The organism is Natronosalvus rutilus (assembly GCF_024204665.1).
In the GTDB taxonomy this organism is placed as follows: Archaea; Halobacteriota; Halobacteria; order Halobacteriales; family Natrialbaceae; genus Natronosalvus; species Natronosalvus rutilus.
Window position 1 is genome coordinate 239518 of sequence record NZ_CP100355.1, and the last position, 24523, is coordinate 264040.

Here is a 24523-nt window from a genome sequence, read left to right on the forward strand (position 1 = left end):
CCGGTCGGTTTCGACTCGAGGGTGATCGCTCCCCCTCGAGGTCCACCGGCCGGTCACCGGGTAAAAAAGCCGAATCCCGCGCGGCGGCTGGTCGGCTGGGCGGCGGTGCGGGCACGCGGTCGGGATTCGGGTGCCATACCCGCTACTGCGGCGAGTTGCATCAAAAGCGTTGTGGTCAGGAGAGCGCCCGCTCGACCGCGGCGGCGACGCTGCGGGCCTTCTCGGCGAGTTCCGGCGAAATCTGGCCGGCGTCGACGGCCGCCTCGAGTTCGTCCTCGTCGACGACCGCAACCGAGCCGTCCGTTCGGCGGATCACGTCGACGTGGAGGTCGACGTACCGAGCGCTGTCGGGAAACAGTTCCACGGGCGTACAGACGTTCACGTAGGTGCCCTTCGTCCTCCCATCGGCGGCTTTGTAGGTCGTCGGGTACCACCAACGCCCCTCCTTGAGTTTGGTAATCGCCACGTCGCCGTCTTCAATGGGAACCTCGAGGGCGTCGTAGGTCCCGCCCCCGCGCATGCTTCGCTCGAGGGTCAGGCTACCGTCCTCGCTCCAGTCGGTCACCTCGCCGGTCCCGAGGGTGATGAGGCGGCCGTCGGGCTTGCCGTGGCCGAGCGCGAGGCGGTCGCCCGCCGTCGGGCCGAACTGGCGAGAGACGGCGGCAAAGGGGAACTCTTCCTCGCCTGTCGGATCGGCGACGGCCTCGGCGAAGTCGACGGCCACGCTTGCCGACCGGTCGCCGGCCTTGATCCGGTGGTGGCCGACCATCGTGGTCTCGACGGTTCGTCGCACCTCGTCTAGGGCGAGTCGCGACTCGCGGCCGAACCAGAGCCAGGCGGTCGCCTGCGGGTCGGCGAGTCGCGCGGGGTCGCCGGGTTCCTCGGGCGCGTCCTCGAGATGGGCCTCGAGCGTTCGCACGCGATCGACGGCGTCCTCGAGAGCCGCGGTCATCGCCTCGAGGTCGGCGTCCACGGCGCTGCGGTGCCACCGGAGGCCCCAGCCATCCGGAATCGAGGTCGAGAGCAGGTCCGTCATCCCGACGAGTTCCTCGGCTCGCGCTCCGTCGAAATCGGCACCGATGCCGCTTCGGTCCCGGGAGAGGGTACAGAAGCCGCCCTCGACGGCGAGTCCGGGTGACAGGCGAGGAGCGTCGTCGGCCCACGGGGACGTCGGCTCGCGGACCTGCAGACGGTAGCGGTCGTCAGCGTCGACGTAACCGTCGGCGTCGTCGTACTTGAGGTACCCTCGTCGTCCGTCGCCGAGGGAGACGGGAGCGCCGCGGCCGCCGTCGGCCTCGCGGACCGCGCCGTCGAACACCGCTCCCCGAGGGACGGGATCCGCCCAGCGGAACGTGTCGAGCGCCAGCGACTCGAGGTGTGCGAGCACGCGATCGACGCACTCGGGGTCGCCCGACACCTCGAGACCCTGACGGTCGCGAGTCGTCTCGATCCGGACGTCAGCGGGTGCCGTCGGGAAGTCGGTCTCAAACCGCGCTCGGATGGGTTCCGAGGCCTGGACGACCGTGTGGCCGGCCTCGAGTAGCCGCTGGGTCACGGCGGTGGTGTAGATGCCGCGGACGCGAATGCGAACGTCGACGGCGGTACCTGGATCGGCCGACCCGTCGGTACCGGTACCCCCCTCGCTCATCGGAGCGTCTCCCGGTCGGCGGCGAACCGGACCCGGTCGTTGACCGAGGGGCCGAGCGTCAGTTCGACGAACTCCTCGTCGAGCACCCGACCGTCTTCGACGTAGACGCCCCAGGTGTCGAACCGGAGCCAGCCGCGCATCTCGGCGGCGTGGGTGGTCAGGTCGAGGCCCTCCACGGCGTGTTCGGGATACTCGGCGCTCGAGTGGGCCATGTCGAGATCCGAGTAGACGGTGTCGTGACGCTCGAAGAACGACTCGAGGGCCGCAGCGTCTGCGGCGACGGCCTCGACGACGAGTTCCGAGGCTCGCCCGAGGTCGTCGGTCTCGAGGCCGACCTCCCGGAGAGCCCGCTGGGTTCGCTGATCGAAGTGCATGGACGACGGTTAGCACCGGGAGCGTTTGTGGATTGTGGGTTCGCGGCGAACGGCGACTCGAGTTTGTGAATTCAGTGGTACGGACCCAACAGCAACAGCGGACACGGCGGCGGCTCGAGACGGTGGTGTTGGCAGCGACGGCTCGTCGTCGGAATCAGTCGTCGGCGTGAGCGCCAGTCAGCGAAGAATAGGTGGGTCCGGACGACAGGGACGTCGTCGGCGTCGGGTCGGCGTCGGGTTGGTCGGGTTCGATGCGTTCGGTTTCCGGTTCAGGTTCGTCCTCGAGTCGTTTGGCCTCTTTCTCGAGTGTACCGGCGATCGCCGGCGGAAGGTCTCGTACGTGTGTTGTGTCCTCCGGGGAGGGCGGCGACGTGAGGAGGACCCCACGGGTGGGTCGAGTCATGGTGGAGGGTGGGCATTCATTCCGCATAAAGCCGATCCTTAAACACCTATTGTCATATAATCACATATAAGGAGTGGGTACCCACGAACGTATTTGATCGCTGGCCAATGTATGGTGGATATGGCCAGCAAGCGCGACCCGATCGAACGAGCGGCCGGCTCCTCGGCCGACCTCTACGACGTCTCGACCTGGGAACCTCGCTCGCGACTCGACCGATTCGCCGCCTGGCTGTACGCCGCGATCAGTTACGGGCTCCACGCCATCGTGCTCGCCGTCGCCCTGTTGATCACGATTTCACTCCTGGCTTCGCCCACGTTTCTCGTGCTCGACGAGCCACTCATCGGCGCGTTCTTCGCACTCTCGGTCGTCCCCGCCGCGCTCCTCGCCGCGTATATCTGGTACGCGGACATCACCACGAGCGAACCGCTCTCGCTCCTCGTCAGCACGTTCGTCCTGGCCGTCCTCTTCGCTACGTTCGCCGCCGTCACGAATACGTTCGCTGGCTCCTTCCTGCAACCGATTCCCATCGTCGGGACGATCCTCTTTTTCTACCTGATCGTCGGGCCCGTCGAGGAGGCGGTCAAACTCCTCGCTGTGCGCGTCTTCGCCTTCCGGAACGACTCCTTCGACGCCGTGATCGACGGCGCCGTCTACGGGGCCGTCGCGGGCCTGGGTTTCGCCGCCATCGAGAACGCTCTCTACATCACCCAGTCCGTCGGCACCGTCGGCGCCGAGACCAGCCTGTTCGCTGCCGCGGGCGGGATCACGACGACCCGCGCGCTCGCCGGCCCCGGTCACGTCATCTACTCCGCCGTCGCCGGCTACTACCTTGGCCTCGCGAAGTTCAACCCGGCAAACGCCGGGCCAATCGTCGTCAAGGGCCTGCTCGTCGCCTCGTTCATCCACGCGACGTACAACGTCACCGTCCAGGTCGTGCCGCCGGTGATCGCCGCACTCTGGGGGATCGGCCCCGCGCTCGCGGTTATCATCTACGTCGTCGTCTACGACGGACTAGCCGCCTTCTACCTCTACCGAAAACTCAGCCGCTACCGGCGAACCTACCGCGCCGTCCGCAACGACGGCGGCGACCACGGCGCCGAGATGACGGAGTTCGAACCAGGTCAGCGCTGAACATGCGAAATTGACTTCGTTCCGTTACTGCGTAGCCGCGAGGCGGTCGCGCTCGAGGTGTCCCTCGAGCAACCGTTCGACGTACTTCGCGAGGACGTCGACCTCGAGGTGGACGGGATCGCCGGGCGATTTTTCCGAGAGGGTCGTCAGGTCGTAGGTCGTCGGGATGATCGCCACCGTCACCCGGCCGTCGTCGGTCAGGTCGGCCACGGTGAGGCTGATCCCGTCGAGCGTGATCGACCCCTTCTCGACGACGTAGCGGCCGTAGCCCTCGGGAAGGTCGAACTCGAAGAACCAGTCGTCGCCGACGGACTCCACGTCGCGAACGGTCGCGACGCTGTCGACGTGCCCCTGGACGACGTGGCCGTCGAAGCGGCCGTCGGCGGGCATCGCTCGCTCGAGGTTGACGGCGTCGCCGACCGCGAGTGAGCCCAGGTAGGTCCGCTCGACGGTCTCGCTGGCGAGGAAGACCTCGAACCAGGTACCGGGTTCGAACGCCTCGACGGTCAGGCAGGCGCCGCTGACGCTGATCGACTGGCCGTGTGCCGGGTTCCTGGCGACCTCGTCCGCACCGATCCGGAGTCTGAGGCCCTCGTCCGTCTCGGTTCGGTCGACGATTTCGCCCGTCTCCTCGACGATGCCGGTGAACATGCTCGAGACTCGCGCGCTCGTGACCAAATACGTTCCGGATCTGTAATGCATCCCACATTCGTTACGGTGCTCGAGCGTAGTCGTCGTGTTTTTCCCGCTTCCCGACGAATTGGTCCTCAATGGGTGGCCTCATCGACACGATCAAACTCGCCGGTATCCTCGTATTCGCCATTCCGGCGGGCCTCGCCGGACTCGAGCTGGCGTTGCGGGGGAACACGCTCGTCGGCGGCGCACTCGTCGGCCTGGCGATCATGCTGGTCGTCATCGACCACTATCTGACGACGCCCGGTGATCTTCCGGGGATGGTCGTGAGTCGAGTGGTCGGAAAAGCGGTTCGGGACCCCGAAGAGTCAGAGGAGTGAATCTCGCCGCTTCGTTGTAGACGAGTAATTCGCCACCGTCGAGTGCGAGTATACCTAACCCTAACGATAAAAAAGGTAATACCTGCGTTTCTCGTCGTCTCGAGTGGATATGCCAGGCACGACGGACCAGACACTTCGACCGTTTTTGTGGCGCGCGGAAACCCTCTACGGCGACACGGAAATCGTCTCTCGTAATCACGACGGGCTCCAGCGATACACCTACAGTGAGTACGCTGACCGCGTGAGCCAACTCGCGTACGCCCTCGAGGGCGCCGGCATCGAACCGGGCGATCGAGTGGGCACGTTCTGCTGGAACCACGCCCGGCACTTCGAGACCTACTTCGCCGTCCCGTCGATGGGGGCACAACTGCACACGATCAACCCGTTGCTCCCCGACGAGCACATTCGATACATCGTCGACAACGCCGACGACGAGATCATCTTCGTCGATCCCTCACTAGCGGGAAAACTCGCGAGCGCCGCGAGCGGCGCGGACGGCGAGTTCGACGACGTCGACTTCGTCGTCGTGGGAAGCGAGCCGACGGACCACCTCGAGGCGACGCCCTACGAGTCGTTCATCGACGGCTACGGGACCGACTACGACTGGCCCGACGTCGACGAGGACCAGCGGGCCGGGATGTGTTACACCTCGGGGACGACCGGGAAGCCGAAGGGTGTCGAGTACACCCAGGGGATGCTCTGGAGTCACACGATGGCGACGCTGACCCCGCAGGGGATTCCGATGGCCGACGACGACGTGGTCATGCCCGTCGTGCCGATGTTCCACGTCAACGCCTGGGGCATGCCCTTCAGCGCGACGGCGGGCGGTTCCAAGCACGTCTACCCCGGCCCCTCGCCCGAGCCGGGCGACCTCGCGACGCTCATCGAGGAGGAAGGCGTCACCATCACCGCCGGCGTCCCGACCGTCTGGCTGGGGCTGATGGAGTACTGCCAGGAGAACGACGTGGACCTCTCGAGCCTCGAGACGGTGGTCGTCGGCGGAGCCGCGGCCCCGAAGTCGATGATCGAGTGGTTCGACGACCGCGACGTCGAGGTGCTCCACGCCTGGGGGATGACCGAGATGGCGCCCATCGGGACGGTCGCCCACCTCAAGGCCGACCTGCGCGGCGCGGATTACGAGACGCAACTCGACAAGCGGAGCAAACAGGGCCTGATCGTCCCCGGCCTCGAGTTCCGGGTGATCGACGAATCCGGCGAGGAGATACCCCACGACGGCGAAGCCTTCGGCGAATTGTGGGTTCGTGGACCCTGGGTCACCACCGAATACTTCGAGCGCCCGGAGGCCAACGAGGCCGACTTCGAGGACGGCTGGCTCAAAACGGGCGACGTGGTCACCGTCGACCCGGACGGATACCTGCAGATCGTCGATCGGGCCAAGGACGTGATCAAGTCCGGCGGCGAGTGGATCTCCTCAGTCGAACTCGAGAACGCGATCATGGCCCACGACGACGTCGCGGAGGCAGCCGTGGTCGGCGTCCCTCACGAGCGCTGGCAGGAACGACCTGTGGCGTTCGTCGTTCCGTCTGAAGGCGCCGATCGCGACCGGCTAATCAAAGAAGTTACCGACGACCTCGCCGCGGACTACCCGAAGTGGTGGCTCCCGGACGACGTCGAGTTCATCGAGGAGGTACCGAAGACCGCGACGGGCAAGTTCTCGAAGAAGGACATCCGCGAGCGCTACGCCGACCAGTCGCTCGTCGACGGGAAAGTACCCGAGGACGCCGCGCCGGAGTAGAGAGCAGACAGGGTCGCCGTCCGTGACCAGGGCCGCTCTCTCGAGGACGTATACGTTCTGGGCACCCGACACGCGGGCCCTGAGTGCCGATCACCGATCATCGATCCCCCGATTACGGACCCACATTCGCTACGGCACTGATCACGGGGCCGATTCCGCGATGTCGTCGATCGCGTACACGCGAACGCCCGTCGGTCGCTTCGTGAACTGCCCGAGCAATCGCCCGACGAGGCGGTCGACCCCCGCGTCCGCGCCGACGTCGAGCAGTTGCTGGCTCACGATCCCGTCGAAGAGCATCGTCGAGACCGAATCGGGCTCTGCCGCCTCGAGCAACGCCTGGGCGTCGCTCGCCTCGCCCTCCTCGAGGATCTCGCCGTCGGCGTCGAGGAACCGAACGCGCCCGGTCTCGTTTCGGATCACCTCGGTGGCGTGGTCGTAGACGGTTCGCGGTACTGGTTCCGCGGAATCGGTGGGCGCCGCTTCGGGTTCTGGAGCGGATTCGGTACCTGGGTCTGACGTCGAACCGTCGTCGACGTCTCCCTCGAGCGACGGTGAATCGGCCTCGGGTCCTGGACTCGAGTCGGGCTGAACCGAGTCATCGGCTGGTGACTTGGTACTCGCTGGCGGCGCAGGCGTCTGGCTGCCGTCGGTCGCGGCGATGGCGTCCCGCGGCTCGTTCGCCCCGGAGACGGATTCGAAGGGGACCTTGTTTCGCAGGGCCGTGAACAGCTGGGTGTGATCGAGGTCCTCGACCGACGTCCCCGCCGGGGCGAACGTGACGTAGTCGATGTCGCCGACCTGGGAGAGTTCCTCGAAGATCAGGTCGCCGCCGCGGTCGCCGTCGAGGAACACCGTGACCGTCCGGTGATGGGTGAGTTCGGCGACCGCGTCGGGGACGTTCGTCCCCTCGACGGCGATGGCGTTCTTGACGCCATACTTGAGCATGGTGAGGACGTCCGATCGCCCCTCGACGACGATGATGGCGTCGCTGTCGGCGACCCGCGGCCCGGCCGGCAGGCCCTCGAACTCGGTGATGTCCGCGACGCGGACGTACTCGCGAACCTCCTCGAGGATCTCGTCCGAGGACATGACGGAGTCGTCGAACCCCGTCCGGAGGAGTTCCTTCGCCCGCTCGACGACGTCCTTGCGCTTTGCCGCGCGAACGTCCTCGATGTCGCCGACCTCGAGGTTCGCTCGACAGGGACCGACCCGGGTGATGGTCTCGAGAGAGGCTGCGAGCGTGGCAGTTTCAACCTTGTCGAGGCTGGTCGCAATGGTCAGGTGACCCTGCGACGTTCCGTGAGTGCTGGTGATTTCGACGTCGATGTGACCGACCTTGCCCGACTGACGGAGTTCGCGGAGGTCGAGTTCGTCGCCGAGGAGGCCCTCGGTCTGGCCGAAGATGGCGCCGACGACGTCACTGCGCTCGACCACCCCGTCGGCCATGACGTTCGCCCGAATGAGATATTTTGACGTGTCTTCCATGGGAGATCCGGTCCGTGTCGGACCTGCGGCGCGAACATCGCGCCCGTAGACCGTTTACTCGTATATAGGTGCTCGACGGCAAATACCTGTTGACCGGCAGGTTCACCTCGAAGGGCAGTCGGTCCAGCCGAAACGTCGTCGGACAGATGACACGTAGTGACACACCCCCAGTGCCTTGATAGGCCCGTCGACTCGAGAGAGCGTATGAGCGAGGAGACGCAGGACACCGGTTCGGGCACCGAACGGCGCGAGCACGGCGGGCGTTCGGACCGCGACGACGACGAAGACGACCGCACTCGAGCGCAGGACCTGTCGTCGCTCGATCCCGAACGCTACTACGACGAGTACGGCCACGAGGAGTGGAACCGTCTCGAGGCCACGCTAGGCGGTCACCTCGAATTCGAGGGGACGACGACCTACCTCGAGCGCTACCTGCCGAACTCGGGTCACGTCCTGGACGCGGGCGGCGGTGCGGGGCGGTACGCCGTCTGGCTCGCCGAGCGCGGGTACTCGGTGACGCTCGCCGATCAGAGCCGTCGCCAGTGTGAAATCGCTCGAGCGAAAGTCCGCGAACACGGCGTCGCCGACCGCGTGACGGTCGAGCGCGCCGACCTGCGCGCGCTGCCGTTCGCCGGCGACCGGTTCGACGCCGTCTGCTGTACCGGCGGGCCGCTCTCCCACCTCACCGACGAATCCAGCCGAGAGCAGGCGCTCGCGGAACTCCGCCGCGTCGCCCGGTCCGAGAGCCCCGTCTTCGTCTCCGTTATGGGCCGACTCGCGCTCCTCCAGAACCTCGTTCGCTCCGTCGAGTACGCCCCCGGCATCCTGGCGATGGTCGAGAGCGGCACCTACGACGCCGACTTCGCCCGCGAGCACCTCACCCACCTCGAGGAACCCGGCTTCACCGCGTGTCACTTCTTTCGGGCCGCGGAACTCGAGGCCGTCCTGGAGTCGGCCGGGTTCGAGATCGAAGCGCTGGTGGGACTCGAGGGAATTGCGGCGAACGTCGGTGAGCGACAGGATCTAGAGGACCTCGAGCCGGACGTGGTCGAGGCTGTCACCGAGGCCGTTCGCGGCCTGCGGACGGACCCCGCCGTCGTCGACTGGTCGAACCACATCCTCGTGGTCGCTCGAGCCTGAGCGCCCACTATTGTTGTTGAACTATTTTACTATAGGATCAATAGTATTGGTGCCGCCTACTCGAGCGGCTCGGTTACCTTCGTGGGATTGGTGGGCTCGGTGAGGCGGACGCGGCCGTCCCCGTGGACGCTGACGTGGTACCCTTCGTAGGTAAACTCGAAGACCCTGTCCTCGAGGTCGGCGCCACTGTTTCGCGGACGAAACAGCGCGTTGAGCGCGTCCGGATCAATGACCTCGTAGATCGGCGGCATCTCGACCAGCGACCGCCCGGAGGCCGCAGCGACCAGGTCGACGATCGTCTCGACCGGCCCCTCCGTCGGATCGAACGACTCGGTGTGCGTGCGCTTCGTTCGGTCGACGGTCGCGGAGGGAGGGAGCGAATCGTCAGCGGAATCCATACACGCATCCACTCGAGTCGCCCCCATGTCTCTGGTGCTGATTATATTGATCCTTTAAGTACGACCTTTCGAGACAGCGTCACGATACCGCCTTCTCGAGGAGAGCGCGTGAGGGCACGACGAGTCGACGCTCGTGTGATGGGGAGGAACACGCAGCATTCCGGGAGACAGAGGGTCAATAGCACAACGAGGACGGACGCAACGTTCATAGTTGCCGACTGGAAAGACTACCGTATGGATTCGCTCCTTCGCCTCGCCGGACTCGGCCTGCTCGCGCTCGTGGTCCTCTGGGTCGTACTCGAGGTCGTCGTCGGCATCGTCTCGGCGGTCATCAGCCTCGTGGTCCTCGCCGTGGTGGTCGCACTCGCGTACCTGGCGTACTCCGTACTCGCGTAGGCGTCGGGGCAGAAATCAGTACCAGTACCAATCTCAGTTTCAGTCTCAGCCCCAATCTCAGTTTTTCGCCGACTCGAGCAACTCGATCGCCTCGGCCCGGAGTTCGTCCGCCCGGTCGGCAGACCGCGCCTCGGCGGTGACCCGGATCAGCGGCTGTGTGCCACTCGCCCGGAGCAGGAACCAGCCGTCGCCGCGGTCGACGCGCACACCGTCGAGGGTGTCGACGTCGTCGTATCGCTCGAGGACCGACTCCGCAACTGCGTCCATCACGGCGCCCTTCTGGTCAACCTCGAGGGAATCGCGCCGGATGGGGTAGGTGTCGACGCTGTCGACGAGCGCCGAGAGCGGACCGGATTCGGCGACCAGTTCGACGAGTTCCGCGGCCGCGAGCGGCCCGTCCGGACAGAGCGTTTCCGCGGGCCAGATCCAGGCGCCGCTGGGTTCGCCGCCGAAGACGACGTCCGCGTCGGTCGCCCGTTCGGCCACGTAGACGTCGCCGACCGGCGTCTTCGTGAGCGACGCGCCGACGGCGGCCAGCGCGTCGTCGACGGTCAGGCTGGTGTCCACCGGTGCAGCCACCCGGTCTCCCTCGCTCGCAGCCTCCCGGGCGAACAGCGCTAGCAGGACGTCCTTCGGGACGAACCGCCCCGTCTCGTCGACCGCGACCATCCGGTCGGCGTCCCCGTCGTGGGCGATGCCCAGGTCGGCGTCCGTGGCCGCGACCGTCTCGAGCAGCGTCTCGAGGGTCTCCTCGTTTGGTTCGCTCGGCCGACCGGGAAACGAGCCGTCTGGCTGGCCGTTGAGCGTCGTGACCGTACAGCCGAGGTCGGCGAGCACGTCCGCAGTGACCCGCCCCGCGCCGTTCCCGAGGTCGAGCACGATCGAGAGCGGCGTCTCGAGCGAAACGGCGTCCCGGATGGCGTCGCCGTGATCCACGGCGGCGTCCTGGTACGCGCGAACGGTGCCGTGGCCGTCCCAGTCCGTGAGGTCGTAGTCGCCCCGCTCGATGCGGGACGAAATCGCGTCTCGCTGGTCGGGACCGAACGCCTTCCCGGAGGGCGTCCAGAGTTTGATTCCGTTGTCGGTCGCCGGGTTGTGCGAGGCCGTAATGACGACGCCTGCGTCGGCCTCGAGCGTGCCGACTGCGCGGGCGACGGTGGGCGTGGCTGCGAGTCCGAGGTCGACGACGTCCGCGCCGCACTCGCGGAGGCCGGCCTCGAGCGCCCGGCCGAGGACCCTGCCGCTCTCCCTGGCGTCGCGGCCGAGGACGACCCGGTCGTAGCCCTCGGAGGCGACCGCTCGGCCGACCGAGAGCGCGAGTTCGGCCGTGACTTCCTCACCCACGGCACCGCGAATACCGCTCGTTCCGAACATAGCGAGGAGTGTGACGTACGGTTACGTTATACTGTCGATTGGACCAGTCGAGAGCGCCGGCGACTGCCGGCGCTCGAGGGTATATCTCGAGAGGCATTCGTCGCTACGATCGAAGAAAGTCGAAGAGACGATAGGGTTTCGAGCGAAGCGGTCGTCAGTCGCTGGTTTCGTTTTCTGTGGCCTCGTCTGTTTCGTTAGTGTCGTCTGTTTCGTTAGTGTCGTCTGTCTCGTTAGTGTCGTCTGTCTCGTTAGTGTCGTCGGTGCCGTCAGACTCAGAGGTATCGTTCGATTCGTCTGTCTCGTCACTCTCGTTGGAATCGTCGGCCTCGTCAGACTCGGTCTCGTCCGTCTCTTCACTCGAGTCGGACTCCACGTCCGGATTAAAGTGGATGGTTTTGGAGACCGCACCGTAGATGTCGTCGTACTGTTTGTCTTCGTCCATCAGGAAGACCTCGACGGTGAGGCGCTCGTTTTCGCCGAACTCCTCGAGACCGCCTGGCCGGACCTCGATGTGGAACGTCCCGTTTTCGGTCATCTTGACCTGACCGGTGCGCTCGACGATCTTCCGGTTGCCTTCTCCTTCGTTGATCTTGACGAAGAAGTACGGCTCACCGATGACGTTACCGTACTCCGGCGGGTCGACGTCCTCCATGCTCGTGTTGGCGACGATTTCGATGTTGAAGTCCGAGTAGCCCTCGCCGTTTTCCGCCTCTACTTTGTCGACGAACTCGACGCTCTTGATCCGGGTCGAACTCTCGTCTTTCCATTCGAGCGGCATGTTCGGCTGCTGTGGCGGTGACCAGCTGGACTGGGTCGATTCGTCGCCTTCCCCGTCGTCGGTGGAACCGTCACCGTTTGCGTCGTCGGTGGAATCATCCCCGTCCGAGTCGTCTTCGGCATCCTGGCTCTCGTTCGGCGAATCGTTTTCGTCGGTATCGTTCTCTGACGTGTTCTCCGACGGATCCTCCCCGTCGGGCTGTGTCTCGTTCGGCGAGTCGCCCGCGCCGAACCCCCCGAGGGACGTACACCCCGAGAAGCCGACGAGCAAGACGACGCCGATCACAGCGAGTTTTCTGAACTGCATCGTGGACGTCTGTATCGGCTTCCGTCACATCATTATAGCCCTGATAAGTCACCTTGGTCGCCGTATAACAACTCCATAGTCGAGTTCATCGACGGGAAAACCGTGTTCGAGGGCCCGGTTTCGGGTGTTTGTCGAGGCTCGAGCGACGACGTGCGAACAAGGTCGAATCGAGTAGCGCGTCGCTCGAGTCGGCAGTCGGCAGACGGTCCCCGGGAGCCGGCAGCCGCTAGACCGTCTCTTGGGGGCCACCCGCCGTCACACCGTCTCCGGAAGCCACCCACCATCGACCTCGAGATTCTGACCGCTCACGTAGTCGCTCTCCGGGTCGACGAAGAACAGGAGCGGGCGGACGAGGTCGTCGAAACTGGCGGGGCGCCCTCGAGGAATCTCTTCGGGGAACGCCTCGGAGTTCTCGACGACGTACGGCGAGATGGCGTTCACGGTGATGCCGTCGTCCTGGGTGTCGGCGGCGAGCATCCGTGTGAACATGATCACACCAGCCTTGGCGACGAAGTACGGGAAATTCACCGGGTTGACGAGTCCCTTCTCGCTCGAGGCGTTGCCGAGGTTGACGATGCGGCCGAATCCGTTCTCGCGCATGCCGGGGAGGGCACGCTTCGTGCAGAGGTAGGTCCCGTTGAGGTTCGTCTCCAAGACGCGGTTCCAGGTCTCGAACTCGATGTCTGCCCAGTGGGTGGGTGCGAAGTCGCCGACGTTGTTGACGAGTACGTCGACGGCCCCCAGATCGTCCTCGACGCTCGAGAACAGTTCGTCGACGCTTCCGGGGTCGATCACGTCGCCGCGAACCGTCGTGACAGCCTCGGCGCCGCGGTCTCGAGCCTCGTCGGCGACGGAACGAGCGGCTTCGTCGCTGGTGTGGTAGTGAACGGCCGTCTTCGCGCCGCGTTCGGCCAGCGCCAGCAGGAACGCCCGACCGATGCCGCGCGCGCTGCCGGTGACCAGTACGGTCCGACCGGTGAGGTCTGGTTCGTCCATACGTCATCCTCACTCAGGAGCACGAAAAGTCGCCGGGGTCGGCAGGTGGGAGTTTTTACTCGATATCGAGTAATCGTATGAACGCTTAAGGTAGTGGAGGGTATACGTACTGAGTATGACGCTCGAAACAATCCTGCTCGCGGTTGGTCCGGGCGATGCCGAACGGACGGACGCACTCGCCGAGGCAGTCATCGAAGTCGCAGCGCCCGCAGAGTCGACGGTCGTGCTCGCTCACGTCTTCACCGACGACGAGTACGAGAAGGTCCTGGACCAGCTCTCCTTCGACCCCGAAGTCGAGGAGGTCGACCCGAACGAAGTCGCTGGACGTCACGCCACGATCCGCGACCTCCGGAATCCGCTCGACGACGCGGGCGTGAACTACGAGGTTCGCGGCTCGGTGGGCGATCACGGCAAGGCAATCGTCGATTTGGCGACCGACGTGAACGCCGACCGCGTCGTCGTCGGCGGACGAAAACGCTCCCCGACCGGGAAGGCCGTCTTCGGCTCGACCGCCCAGGAAGTCTTGCTCTCGGCGCCGTGTCCCGTGACGTTCGTCCGCAGTTCCGACTGATCGGATTCCGGTTTTCGGATCGTAAGTGAACTCCCAGACGACGACCGACTCCGCCGTTCTCGCCCTAGTCGCTCGAGACGCCGAATAAACCGTCCGTCACGGGAAACGCGTTCCCTCACGTTTTATCGCCCGTGAGTCCTTGCCACGTGCATATGAACTGGCGGGACGCAGAACGCGAGTACGACGACGCGGTCATTGATACGACCAGCCTGGGTCGGCTGTTCGAGGACGCCGCCGAGCAACACCCCAATCGCCCGGCACAGCGCTACAAGGGCGGGGTCTACGACCGCTCGCTCACCGACGGCGTGTTGCGGGCGGCCGCCGACGGCGACTTCCGCGCGATCTCGTACGCCGAAATGCGCGACGTCGTCCGGAAACTCGCGGCCGGCTTTCGCGACCTCGGCGTCGAGTTCGGCGACCGGATCGGCGTCTTCGCCGACACCCGCATGGAGTGGGCCCAGACCGACTTCGCGCTGCTCTCGGCCGGCGCCGTGGTCACCACCGTCTACCGCAGTTCGTCGCCCGACCAGGTCCGCTACTTGCTCGACGACCCGGAGGCGACGGGCGTCGTCGTCGAGAACGAAGCCCTGCTCGAGCGCGTCCTCGAGGTGGAGGAGGACCTCGACCTCGAGTTCGTCGTTTCGATGGACGACCTCTCCGGCACGTACGACGACCGCGACGACGTCTACACGCTCGCGGACGTCTACGCGCGCGGGGAGAAGACCTTCGACCTCGAGGCGTACCAGAGTTGGGTCGACGAACCCGAGGCCGACGACCTGGCGAGTCTGATATACACCAGCGGGACGACCGGTCGGCCGAAGGGAGTCCAGCTGACCCACGGTAACTTCCGGGCGAACGTCAACCAGATTCGCAAGCGCTACGGGCCGCGACCGGACAAGTCCGCGGACCTGCCGGTGATCGACGAATCGGTGCAAACGGTCTCGTTCCTGCCGCTGGCCCACGTCTTCGAGCGCACCGCAGGGCACTTCCTGATGTTCGCCAGCGGGGCCTGCGTCGCCTACGCCGAGAGCCCCGACACCCTGCAAGCAGACTTCAGCGCGGTTCGGCCGAACTCGGCGACGAGCGTGCCGCGCGTCTACGAGAAGATCTACGACGCCATCCGCGAACAGGCGAGCGAGTCCGCGATCAAGGAACGGATCTTCCACTGGGCGACCGACGTCGGCGTCGAGTACGCCGAGGCGGACGTGCCAGGACCGGCCCTGCGGGCGAAACACGCCCTCGCGGACCGACTCGTCTTCTCGCAGGTCAAGGAGGCCCTCGGGGGCAACGTCGAACTCCTCATCAGCGGCGGCGGAAGCCTCTCGAAGGAACTCTGTACGCTCTATCACGGGATGGGCCTGCCCATCTACGAGGGGTACGGCCTGACCGAGACCGCCCCCGTAGTGACGGTCAACCCGCCCGAGGAGCCCAAAATCGGGACGGTCGGTCCCGCGCTGCCCGACGTCACGCTTCGCATCGACGAGTCCGTCGCTGACCAGGACGTCTTCGACGACCCCGGTCAGGTCGGGGAGTTGCTCGTTCGAGGACCGAACGTGACCGAGGGCTACTGGGAGAAACCCAGCGCTACCGACCGGGCGTTCTTCGAGAGCGAGGACGACGGTGGGCGCTGGTTCCGCACCGGCGACATCGTCCACCTTCGTCCGGACGGTTACGTCGAATTCCGCGAGCGAGTCAAACAGATCCTCGTGCTCTCGACGGGGAAGAACGTCGCCCCCGCCCCCATCGAGGACGCCTTCGCTGCCAGCGAGGTCGTCGAGCAGTGCATGGTCGTCGGCGACGGCGAGAAGTTCGTCGGCGCACTCCTCGTCCCGAACCTCGAGCACGTTCGCGAGTGGGCCGACCGAGAGGGGGTCGACCTCCCCGAGGACGCCGAAGCCGTCTGCGAGGACGAGCGCGTCCGATCCTACGTCGGCGAGGAAGTCGACGCGGTGAACGAGAGCTTCGAGAAACACGAGACGATCAAGCAGTTCCGCCTCGTCCCCGTCGAGTTCACCGAGGACAACGAGATGCTGACGCCGACGATGAAGAAGAAACGTCGCGTTATTCTCGAGCGCTTCGACGACCGGGTCGACGAGGTCTACGCCGACGCCTGACCGGTGTTTCGACGTCCCGACACCATCCCCCCCTCCCTAACTCGTTCTGTCGTCCGCCGTCCGTTGATCGCCGCCCGTTGCCATCAGAACGCCGCCACCGTCCAAGCGCCGTCGCCGCTCAAGCGCTGCCACCGCCCGAACCACTCAAAACAGCCGAATAGTTCAAGAGGTGGCATGTGCATTGAGGAACCATACCATGGGATGGAGGGAATCCGAACGAGAGTTCGAGGACGACGTGCTCGATATGGACACACTGGGACAGCTGTTCGCGAAGACGGTCGAGCGCAACAGGGACGCACCGGCCCAGCGTTACAAGGGCGGGATTTACGACCGCTCGCTCGCGGGGCCGGTGGTCGATCCCGCACCCGACGGCGACTACGCAGTGCTCAGCTACGCCGAGATGGGGGCGCTCGTCGAACGACTCGCGACCGGCTTTCGCGACCTCGGCGTCGACGCCGGTGATCGCGTCGCCATATTTGCTGGGACGCGCATGGAGTGGGCCCAGACAGACTTCGCGCTGCTCTCGGCCGGCGCCGTAGTCACTACCGTCTACCGCAGCTCGTCGCCCGACCAGGTTCGGTACCTGCTCGACGACCCGGGGGCGACCGGCGTCGTCGTCGAGAACGAAGCCCTGCTCGAGCGCGTCCTCGAGGTGGAGGAGGACCTCGACCTCGAATTTATCGTCTCCATGGACGACCTCTCCAGCACGTACGACGACCGCGACGACATCTGCACCCTCGCGGACGTCTACGAGCGCGGCGACGAGGGTTATGACGAGGAGACCTACCAGAGCTGGCTCGCCGAGCGCACGCCGGACGACCTGGCGAGTCTGATCTACACTAGCGGAACGACCGGCCAGCCGAAGGGCGTCCAGCTGACCCACCGGAACTTCCGGGCGAACGTCAACCAGACCTACCGGCGGTTCGGGCCGCGTCCGGGGAAACCGGCGGGGACGCCCTCGATCAACAGCAACACACAAAGCGTCTCGTTCCTCCCACTGGCACACGTCTTCGAGCGCACCGCGGGACACTTCCTGATGTTCGCCAGCGGGGCCTGCGTCGCCTACGCCGAGAGTTCGGACACGCTCAAGGAGGACTTCCAGCTCGTCTCGCCAACGACGGCGACGAGCGTGCCGCGGGTCTACGAGAAGATCTACGACGCCATCCGCGAACAGGCGAGCGAATCGCCGATCAAGGAGCGCATCTTCGAGTGGGCGACCGATGTCAGCCGGGCGTACTACCGCGCTGACAGCCCCGGAGCCGGTCTGAAGCTGAAGATGACGGTCGCCGACACGCTGGTCTTCTCGCAGGTCAAGGAGGCCCTCGGCGGCAACATCGATATGCTCGTCAGCGGCGGCGGCACCCTCTCGGCCGAGCTCTGCACACTCTATCACGGGATGGGCCTGCCCATCTACGAGGGCTACGGCCTGACCGAGACCGCACCCGTGGTCACGACGAATCCGCCGGAAGAACCCAAGATCGGGACGATCGGCCCCGCCCTCGTCGACACCGATCTGAAGGTCGACGAGACCGTCGTCCCCGAGGAGAGCACCGACACCGCGATCGGCGAAACCGGCGAGTTGCTCATCAAGGGCCCGCAGGTCGCGAAGGGATACTGGAACAAGCCCGAGAAGACCGCCGAGGCGTTCGTCGAGGACAACGAGGGACGGTGGTTCCGCACCGGCGACATCGTCACAATTCGACCCGACGGCTACCTCGTCTTCCACGAGCGTTCGAAACAGATGCTCGTCCTCTCGACGGGGAAGAACGTCGCCCCCGCCCCCATCGAGGACAGCTTCGCCCAGAGTCAGGTCGTCGAGCAGTGCATGGTCGTCGGTGACGGCGAGAAGTTCGTCGGCGCGCTCGTCGTTCCCAACTTCCAGTATCTGCGAGACGAACTCGAGCTCGAGGACGACGCGCGGATCGTCGACAGCGAGGCCGCCCACGACCTCGTCCAGGCGGAGATCGACGCGGTGAACGAGAACTTCGAGAAACACGAGCAGATCAAGCGTTTCCAGCTCGTTCCCGAAGAGTTCACCGAGGAAAACGAGATGCTGACGCCGACGATGAAGAAGAAGCGTCGCGTGATCCTCGAGAAATTCGACGAGGAGGTGGCGGACATCTATCCCGAGCGCGCGTCCGATCGACCGGCCGAAGCGGCCGACTGAGCGGGAACGCGACTACCCCAGTCCACCCCCTCTCGCCTTGTCGCCCTCGAGTTCGGATTCGCGGGTTCGGGTCCGTTCTTCTTCCGCCTCCGGGTCGGGTTCGCGATCGTGGGGATAGACGCCCTCCGAATCCGAGCGCGTGTTCCGGGTCAGTGCCAGCCACAGGAGCACACCGGAGAGAACGAGAAACGCCCAGGCGAATTCGCTCACACCTGCGATCACCGACGCGAGTGCGGCGATCAGACAGCCGAGGACGGCGTATCCGTACCGGTTCAATCGCTGGAGGACCATGGTACACCTCGCTCTTGCTGCCACAAGTGTTTTTTCACGGATACGTCGACCACATCCGATCGGCGGTCCACTCGCTGATCCGGCGTATCCACATTCCAGATGGGAATACCACGGTTACTCGAGCCACGAACGTGGCGCTACGGGCCGACCAGTGGATCCGGCGCGTTGACGTCGTCGTTCGCGACCGTGCGTTCGACGGAGGGCAGGTCCTTGAGGCGTCGGCCGTCGCTGCAGTTATCGCTGAACGGTCCGCACGAGCACTCGAGTGCGTTCCCTTCGATCGAGCCGAATCCGGCAGCGATCAGTCGAGAGCTATAACTGGGTGGTTTCGGTAGTGAATACATCGACGAATGAACGTTCGACTACAGGACGAGAGGTGGGTGCGCCGCCGCGGCGTCGCCGTCCGGGGCCAGGCATTCGACGGGGCGGACCTCCTCGAGGCGCCGGCCATCGCCGAGCGGTTCGCACGGGCGCTCGAGGACAGGGCCGGCCGGAATCAAGACGGGGACGCTCACCTCGAGGCCGTCGCCGCCTGCGCCGACTCCCTCGAGGGCTTCTTCGCGGCCGTCGTCGGCCTCGACGCAGACTCGACGTACCTCGTCGCCGACGGCGCTCGCTCGATTCCCCTCTGGTACGACGCCGCCGGGTCGGTCGTCAGCGATCGCGGGTGGATCGCCAGAGACGCCGTCGACGCGCCTCGAGACCCGGTCGCCGAGCGCGAGTTCCTCCTGACGCGGTACGTAACCGGTCCCGACACCATCTGGCGGGACGTCTTCGCCGTGCAACCGGGGGAAATGGTTCGACTCGAGTCGAGCGACGTCGACGGCACTGGCACCACCAGCGACGGCTATCGAATCGTCACTCGCCACACCTACCGCGAGTACTGGCCCGCCGCCGAAACGCCGACTGCCGAGGACGAGTGCGCCGGCGACATGCTCGAGGCACCCCTCACGCGCCTCGAGGCCGGCCTCCAGGCCGCACTCGACCGACTCGAGGTCGTCGCCGGCGACCGCCCCGTCGTCCTCCCACTCTCGGGCGGGTACGACTCCCGACTGCTCGCCGCAGCCCTCGTCGAGCGCGGACGGGAGGTGATCGGCTTTACCTTCGGCCGCTCGGGCCACCCCGACGTCGAGGTCAGCCGAGAGGTCGCGGCCGAACTCGGGATCCGCTGGGAGTTCTACCCCTACTCGCGAGCGATGTGGCGTGAGCGGTACCACGGCGAGGCCGGCCACCGTTACCGGGAGTGGGCCTTCAGCAGGGACGCCCTCCCGTTTCTGGCCGAGTGGCCCGCCGTCCACGGGTTGCTCGAGGACGGCCGGCTTCCAGAAGACGCGCTCTACTGTCCAGGTCACACCGTGGCGACACCCAGCGAACGACTGCCGCGATTCGCGGGCGAGCCCCGGTTCGACATCGACCGGACGACTGTCGGCTGTGGGCCCGCCGTGGATGCCGACGAACGGGGAACCGTCGACGAAGCCCTCGAGACGATCGACCCCACGCTCGAGGCGCTGGTCGAGTACGTCCTCGAGACGCACTACGTGCTCTGGGATCTGGACGACGTCGCGAACGTGCCCACGGACGATGGCGGAAGCATCCAGGATGCGTTTCGCGAGCGCATTCGACGCGGCCTCCTCGACGACCGAGATCCTCAGACGATCTCTGACCCCGCGACGGCCGCCGCAGCCTACGAACGCTGGGAGTGGCGCGGGCGCATGTCGACGTTCACCAACGGCGACTGCCGGGTCTACGAGGACGCCGGCCTCGAGTGGTGGCTCCCGCTGTGGGACCCCGCCTACGTCCGGGCCTGGGAGGCGGTTCCCCTCGCCTTCCGTCGCGGAAAGGGGCTCCACGCCGACCTCGCCACGGCCATCTACTGGCGGGTCGCCGGTGTCACCCACGACCGGGCCGCGGTGACGGATCGAACGCTCGAGCCCGTCGATCGCTTGCTCTCACTCGTCCGTCACACCCCCGTTCGGCAGTTCCTCGAGCGCGGCGGCGACTGGGAGCCGCCGTTTCTCGCCCCGCGCGAACGGTGGCGCGAACCCGGCTCCCACCCGCTCGCCTGGCACGGAATCGTCGACGATGCGGTTCTCGAGGCCGTTCCCTCGAGCCGAAACCTCTACGCGCTGCGAACGCTGGCGCGGGTCGAAGGCGTCGACCTCGGGGATCCGTCGTGGCTCGCCGACGTAGGTGAGGAGTGGTTCGAGTAATCGTCACTCGAGTAACTCGGGGAGTTAGAACAGAAGGGTAAACAGGAGGTCGCCGTAGACGAGCGCGACGACTAGCCCCGCGAAGATCGGCACCAGGAACGGCGTTCCCGGCGAAATCCAGACGGCCTCGCGTTCGGTGAGGACCTCGAGGCCGTCTCGGAGCGTCTCGGGGCCGGTGCCGTAGGCCGTGCCGTCGATGTCCTCGAGGAAGGCTGCGGCGCCCCAGGGGTCTTCGACTTCGATGTCGGCTGATGCGTCGGTATCGCGCTCGAGGCTGTCCTGGACGGGACTCGACCCGCCGTCGCTCCGAACCTCGGCCGTCACCGCGCCGTCGGTCGGCGGATTCGGTTCGTCGGGGAGACTCGCCGGGTCGCGATACGTCTCCGGGTCCGTCCGGAGTTCCTCGAGGCTGAGACCCCGCCAGCGAAGATACATTCGGAGGGCGTCCAGGTCGAGACCGCTCAGGGACCGCCCCGAGGGCGCGTCCAGGAGTCGTCCGTGGGTGCTCGAGACGGTCGTCCACTCGACCGGCCAGCCGATGAACATCACGGGGGCGATTCGCCCAGCGATGGCGTTTCGAATCGCGAGGACGACCGGGATGAGGACGCCGAGGAGGACCGCGTTGGTCAGGATGGCGAGCGAGAACGCGCTGGCGATCTCTGGGGTGACGGTGGGGAGCGTCCACGAGCCGATTTCGTAGGCAGGGTACGTCGGAAACAGCAACGCGAGCACCAGCAACGCCTTCGCGTCGGCACCGCCGAATCCGCCGAACCACCAGAAGAGGTACGCGAGCGGGACGACGACCCCGAGACTCAGCGCCGAGGGGACGAGAAACTCGTGGCTCCAGACGACCCCGCCAGCCTGGTAGGCGACCCAGCCGTCCCAGACGAACAGGACCGCGGCGAGCGCCGACAGCGGGACCCAAACCGAACTCGAGATCCGGCGGGTCTTCACGTCGCGGACGGCCGCCCAGGCGAAGACGGGGACGGCGACGAGCCGGAGGACGTCAGGCGTCGAGGCGATCGGGACGACGTCGTACACGTTCGCTACGGCGTCCCGGTGGGTGGTAGGTGTTACGGCTGCAACGGAGTCTCGAACGAGGTGGCACGCCCGGAATCACTGGGAAGGCGCCTAGAACCCGTGACGATCCTCGAGCAACACGAATTGCGTCCGGTCCTCGACCCGCTCTCGCTCGAGCCGATCGGATACAAATGCGTTTACCCGTGATACTAGAAAATGTTGGAAAGCGCGTTCCGGACTAGATGACGCGGTTCTGCAGGTAGTCGAGGTGCTTGGCGTTGTAAACGATCTTGACCTCCTCGGACTCGGCAGTACCGATGCAGGTCAGGCGGACGTTCTTGTCCTCGACTTCCTCGTCGCTGAGGATCTGCTGCATGTCCATCTGGATTTCGCCCTCCTTGAGGATGGCCGCACAGTTTGCACAGGCGCCGGCACGGCACGAGAAGGGCCAGTCGTAGCCCTGGGCCTCGGCGGACTCGAGGATGTACTCGCCCTCGTTGACCTCGAGGGTTCCGTAGTCCTCGGCGTCGAAGTCGGCGTCGGCGGCTTTTTCGAAGACGTCGTCGTCGTCGACACTCCATCCCTGGTCGTCCAATACTTCGTAGTTGAGGTATTCTACCGTGGGCATCAGGTGGCGCTTCGAGGCCCGTACTGGTATAGCTTGCTGTTCATTTGCAACGGTTTATCAGTCCGGACAGTCCCGATCCGAGAACGGTCGGGCTCAAAAGCCAAACAGCGGGACGAATCGGAAGGTGAGAAACGCCGCGACCGTCGAGATGAGCGGAACGACGTTTTGCATCAGGATGACGCGAGCGGTCGTCGACGGGTCGAACAGGTCGGCCGCCTTCGGGATGTCCTCGGCGCTTTCCTCGCCGATTTCGGGCGGTCGTTCGCCCTCTTCGTCGGCCGTGAGCGCACCGATCGAGACGGCCGTTTCCTCGCCGCGGGCGGCGTCCGAAAGCGTCGTCGTCCGGGTCGCTCGTCCCCAGCCCAGCCCGACGATGCACATGGTTGCGACGACGACGAAGCTGGCGGGAATCCCGATGAGCGAGAGGAAAATGACGATCGCCGAGGCCACGACCGCGACGACGATTGCCGCCGTCAGCGGCAGGTTCGTGATGTCGTTACCGAGTGTGTCGAGGGTCCGGCGGGCGATGGTGAACGCCCCGACGGCGACGGCGATCGAGCCGATGACGATGAGCGGACCCAGGTCGAGGCCGCCGGCGCCGTAGATCGGGGCGATGGCGTTGGCGATGTTACTCGTTCCAGAACTGAAGGCCATCAGACAGCCGATCACGACGACGACTATCGCACCAGTTCGCTGTCGACGGCCCGAACCGGCGCGGTAGGCGACCCGCGGGACCAGCCCGGAGCGGTCGAGCGAGAGCATCGGCTCGCCGCCGCGCTTGGACTCGATGGCGACCCAGGCATTGATCTGCGGGTAGAAGTAGCGGCCGATGACGCCCGACACCCAGAAGCCGATGACGGGCGCGACGACCCACCAGATGGCGATCTCGAGGACGACGCCGACGTTCAACTCGCCGGTCGCGAACCCGAGCGCGGCGATGGCGCCGACCGCGGTCATCGAGGTCGACGCGGGGACGCCCGCGTAGTTCCCGATGAAGAGGGCGCCGCCGATGAAAAAGAGGACGGCGACGTTGGCCTCGAGCGTGAAGATGTCGCTGTCAGTGATAAGGTCGTTGCCGAGCGTGTCGACGACGGCGGGGCCGATGGTCCAGGCGCCGACGAAGAAGAAGATAGACATCAGTCCCGCGGCAGCGACCTTCGTGATGACGTTCGCGCCGACGGCGGGACCGAACGCCGGGCCCGTGGTCGCGCCGCCGATGTTGTAGCCGACGAAAATCGCGACGAGAACACCTGCGTATAACAGTATCTCCGACACGGACGAACGTATGGGGCAGGGGCCTAAAAACGCGCCTATTTGGGTCGGTCGGACGGTCAGACGCTTCAGAGGGCGACGATTCAGGGAGTCGTCACGAGCGTCAACAGGAGTGGTAAAACGACGACCGTGGGACCGTACCGTAGCCGAAAACCGGGGCATTTACTCGCGTCGCCCTCTGCGTACTCCGCATGAGCCAGCAGTTCGCGGAGTTCGAGGTGATTCCGGCGGTCGACGTCCAGGACGGCGAGGTCGTCCAGCTCGTCCAGGGCGAGCGCGGCACCGAGAAACGCTACGGGGACCCCGTGGCGGCCGCGAAGCGGTGGATCGACGCCGGTGCTCGCAGTCTCCACCTGGTCGACCTCGACGGCGCGTTCGAGGGCGAGCGAGCGAACGCCGACGCCATCGACGCCGTCCTCGAGGTCGTCGACGTGCCGACCCAGCTCGGCGGCGGCATTCGAACCGCCAGCGACGCGTTCGACCTCCTCGAGCGCGGCCTCGATCGGGTCATCCTGGGAACGGCGGCCGTCGAGAATCCCGACGTCGTGGCCGAGATCAGCGCCGAGTACCCGGACTCCGTCGTCGTCAGCCTCGACGCGAAAGGTGGCGAGGTCGTCGTCGAGGGCTGGACCGAAGGCGCCGGCATCACGCCCGTCGACGCCGCGAGGCGGTACGACGACCTCGGCGCTGCGGCAATCCTCTTCACGAACGTCGACGTCGAGGGGCAACTCGAGGGCGTCCAGACCGAACCGGTTCACGACCTCGTCGACGCAACCGACGTCCCGATCGTCGCCAGCGGCGGGGTGGCGTCGCTCGAGGACATCGCGGCGCTTCACGAGGCCGGGGCCGCGGCGGTCGTAGTCGGAAGCGCACTCTACGAGGGGGCGTTCACGCTCGAGGCGGCCCAGCGAGTGGCTGACGGCGGGTAATTCGGCGGACGGCGTGACGATCGTTCACCGGCGACGGGCGAACGTATCGCCGCTCCAAGGTATCCGATGACGCGTAAAAAGTGGAGTGGAGCGTGGTACGTGGGTCGAGAAGGAAGACAGAGT

23 protein-coding genes are annotated in these 24523 nt (G+C 65.9%); 10 read left to right on the forward strand and 13 right to left on the reverse strand.

Going from position 1 to position 24523, the window contains the following annotated elements; genetic code table 11:
* Positions 1 to 175: 175 nt before the first annotated feature.
* From NGM29_RS01260 to NGM29_RS01270, 3 genes are all read right to left on the reverse strand, one after another.
* A complete protein-coding gene (locus NGM29_RS01260; RefSeq protein WP_254158456.1) occupies positions 176 to 1648 on the reverse strand; it encodes a ribonuclease FAU-1 family protein in 1473 nt (490 codons plus the stop codon).
* The gene (locus tag NGM29_RS01265; RefSeq protein WP_254158457.1) at positions 1645 to 2022 is read right to left on the reverse strand and encodes a DUF7532 family protein; all 378 of its coding nucleotides are present in this window, start codon (positions 2020 to 2022) and stop codon (positions 1645 to 1647) included. Before NGM29_RS01265 ends, NGM29_RS01260 begins: the two co-directional genes overlap by 4 nt.
* 154 nt (positions 2023 to 2176) lie before the next feature.
* A complete protein-coding gene (locus NGM29_RS01270; protein WP_254158458.1) occupies positions 2177 to 2425 on the reverse strand; it encodes a hypothetical protein in 249 nt (82 codons plus the stop codon).
* 120 nt (positions 2426 to 2545) lie between these two features.
* Here NGM29_RS01270 and NGM29_RS01275 point away from each other — a divergent pair, with 120 nt between their 5' ends.
* A complete protein-coding gene (locus NGM29_RS01275) occupies positions 2546 to 3556 on the forward strand; it encodes a PrsW family intramembrane metalloprotease (RefSeq protein ID WP_254158459.1) in 1011 nt (336 codons plus the stop codon).
* 24 nt (positions 3557 to 3580) lie between these two features.
* Here NGM29_RS01275 and NGM29_RS01280 read toward each other — a convergent pair whose 3' ends face one another.
* Positions 3581 to 4207 (reverse strand): riboflavin synthase, encoded by a 627-nt coding sequence (locus NGM29_RS01280; RefSeq protein ID WP_254158460.1) that lies wholly within the window; start codon positions 4205 to 4207, stop codon positions 3581 to 3583.
* A 119-nt stretch (positions 4208 to 4326) separates the two neighbouring features.
* On the opposite strand from NGM29_RS01280, the gene NGM29_RS01285 reads away from it, so the two are divergent.
* Together NGM29_RS01285 and NGM29_RS01290 are read left to right on the forward strand one after the other, a co-directional pair.
* Positions 4327 to 4569: a DUF7533 family protein gene (locus NGM29_RS01285; protein ID WP_254158461.1), complete on the forward strand. Its 243-nt coding sequence runs from the start codon at positions 4327 to 4329 to the stop codon at positions 4567 to 4569.
* 109 nt (positions 4570 to 4678) lie between these two features.
* Positions 4679 to 6325: a long-chain fatty acid--CoA ligase gene (locus tag NGM29_RS01290; RefSeq protein ID WP_254158462.1), complete on the forward strand. Its 1647-nt coding sequence runs from the start codon at positions 4679 to 4681 to the stop codon at positions 6323 to 6325.
* Positions 6326 to 6466: 141 nt separating this feature from the next.
* Here NGM29_RS01290 and dnaG read toward each other — a convergent pair whose 3' ends face one another.
* Entirely contained in the window at positions 6467 to 7810 is a 1344-nt protein-coding gene (gene dnaG / locus NGM29_RS01295; RefSeq protein ID WP_254158463.1) for a DNA primase DnaG, read from the reverse strand.
* A 204-nt stretch (positions 7811 to 8014) separates the two neighbouring features.
* On the opposite strand from dnaG, the gene NGM29_RS01300 reads away from it, so the two are divergent.
* The gene (locus NGM29_RS01300; RefSeq protein WP_254158464.1) at positions 8015 to 8950 is read left to right on the forward strand and encodes a class I SAM-dependent methyltransferase; all 936 of its coding nucleotides are present in this window, start codon (positions 8015 to 8017) and stop codon (positions 8948 to 8950) included.
* 56 nt (positions 8951 to 9006) lie between these two features.
* On the opposite strand, the gene ddfA is transcribed toward NGM29_RS01300, so the two are convergent.
* A complete protein-coding gene (gene ddfA, locus NGM29_RS01305; RefSeq protein WP_254158465.1) occupies positions 9007 to 9348 on the reverse strand; it encodes a DdfA family disk-determining factor in 342 nt (113 codons plus the stop codon).
* 234 nt (positions 9349 to 9582) lie between these two features.
* Here ddfA and NGM29_RS01310 point away from each other — a divergent pair, with 234 nt between their 5' ends.
* Positions 9583 to 9744 (forward strand): hypothetical protein, encoded by a 162-nt coding sequence (locus NGM29_RS01310; protein WP_254158466.1) that lies wholly within the window; start codon positions 9583 to 9585, stop codon positions 9742 to 9744.
* 57 nt (positions 9745 to 9801) lie between these two features.
* On the opposite strand, the gene glmM is transcribed toward NGM29_RS01310, so the two are convergent.
* From glmM to NGM29_RS01325, 3 genes are all read right to left on the reverse strand, one after another.
* A complete protein-coding gene (gene glmM, locus NGM29_RS01315) occupies positions 9802 to 11118 on the reverse strand; it encodes a phosphoglucosamine mutase (RefSeq protein WP_254158467.1) in 1317 nt (438 codons plus the stop codon).
* 154 nt (positions 11119 to 11272) lie between these two features.
* Positions 11273 to 12202 (reverse strand): hypothetical protein, encoded by a 930-nt coding sequence (locus NGM29_RS01320; RefSeq protein WP_254158468.1) that lies wholly within the window; start codon positions 12200 to 12202, stop codon positions 11273 to 11275.
* Positions 12203 to 12457: 255 nt separating this feature from the next.
* Positions 12458 to 13198, reverse strand: coding sequence for an SDR family NAD(P)-dependent oxidoreductase (locus NGM29_RS01325; protein ID WP_254158469.1), 741 nt, complete (start codon positions 13196 to 13198; stop codon positions 12458 to 12460).
* Positions 13199 to 13313: 115 nt separating this feature from the next.
* On the opposite strand from NGM29_RS01325, the gene NGM29_RS01330 reads away from it, so the two are divergent.
* The 3 genes from NGM29_RS01330 (at position 13314) to NGM29_RS01340 (ending at position 18050) form a co-directional block, all read left to right on the forward strand.
* The gene (locus NGM29_RS01330) at positions 13314 to 13769 is read left to right on the forward strand and encodes a universal stress protein (protein WP_254158470.1); all 456 of its coding nucleotides are present in this window, start codon (positions 13314 to 13316) and stop codon (positions 13767 to 13769) included.
* A 152-nt stretch (positions 13770 to 13921) separates the two neighbouring features.
* The gene (locus NGM29_RS01335) at positions 13922 to 15883 is read left to right on the forward strand and encodes an AMP-dependent synthetase/ligase (RefSeq protein WP_254158471.1); all 1962 of its coding nucleotides are present in this window, start codon (positions 13922 to 13924) and stop codon (positions 15881 to 15883) included.
* A 196-nt stretch (positions 15884 to 16079) separates the two neighbouring features.
* Positions 16080 to 18050 carry an AMP-dependent synthetase/ligase gene (locus tag NGM29_RS01340; protein ID WP_254158472.1) on the forward strand — a complete coding sequence of 657 codons (1971 nt, stop codon included), beginning with the start codon at positions 16080 to 16082 and terminating at the stop codon, positions 18048 to 18050.
* A gap of 12 nt (positions 18051 to 18062) precedes the next feature.
* Here the strand turns inward: NGM29_RS01340 and NGM29_RS01345 are convergent, their stop codons facing one another.
* Positions 18063 to 18341 carry a hypothetical protein gene (locus NGM29_RS01345; protein ID WP_254158473.1) on the reverse strand — a complete coding sequence of 93 codons (279 nt, stop codon included), beginning with the start codon at positions 18339 to 18341 and terminating at the stop codon, positions 18063 to 18065.
* Positions 18342 to 18691: 350 nt separating this feature from the next.
* Between NGM29_RS01345 and NGM29_RS01350 the strand changes: the two genes are divergently transcribed.
* Positions 18692 to 20551, forward strand: a complete 1860-nt coding sequence (locus NGM29_RS01350; RefSeq protein WP_254158474.1) for an asparagine synthase-related protein — start codon at positions 18692 to 18694, stop codon at positions 20549 to 20551.
* Between the two features lie 24 nt (positions 20552 to 20575).
* On the opposite strand, the gene NGM29_RS01355 is transcribed toward NGM29_RS01350, so the two are convergent.
* The 3 genes from NGM29_RS01355 to NGM29_RS01365 form a co-directional block, all read right to left on the reverse strand.
* Positions 20576 to 21592: an A24 family peptidase C-terminal domain-containing protein gene (locus NGM29_RS01355; protein WP_254158475.1), complete on the reverse strand. Its 1017-nt coding sequence runs from the start codon at positions 21590 to 21592 to the stop codon at positions 20576 to 20578.
* A 217-nt stretch (positions 21593 to 21809) separates the two neighbouring features.
* On the reverse strand, positions 21810 to 22199 hold the full coding sequence (fer, locus tag NGM29_RS01360) for a ferredoxin Fer (RefSeq protein ID WP_253430706.1): 390 nt from the start codon (positions 22197 to 22199) through the stop codon (positions 21810 to 21812).
* Positions 22200 to 22292: 93 nt separating this feature from the next.
* Positions 22293 to 23474 (reverse strand): inorganic phosphate transporter, encoded by a 1182-nt coding sequence (locus NGM29_RS01365; protein ID WP_254158476.1) that lies wholly within the window; start codon positions 23472 to 23474, stop codon positions 22293 to 22295.
* A 188-nt stretch (positions 23475 to 23662) separates the two neighbouring features.
* Between NGM29_RS01365 and hisA the strand changes: the two genes are divergently transcribed.
* On the forward strand, positions 23663 to 24400 hold the full coding sequence (gene hisA, locus NGM29_RS01370; RefSeq protein WP_254158477.1) for a 1-(5-phosphoribosyl)-5-[(5-phosphoribosylamino)methylideneamino]imidazole-4-carboxamide isomerase: 738 nt from the start codon (positions 23663 to 23665) through the stop codon (positions 24398 to 24400).
* The last annotated feature ends 123 nt before the right edge of the window (positions 24401 to 24523 follow it).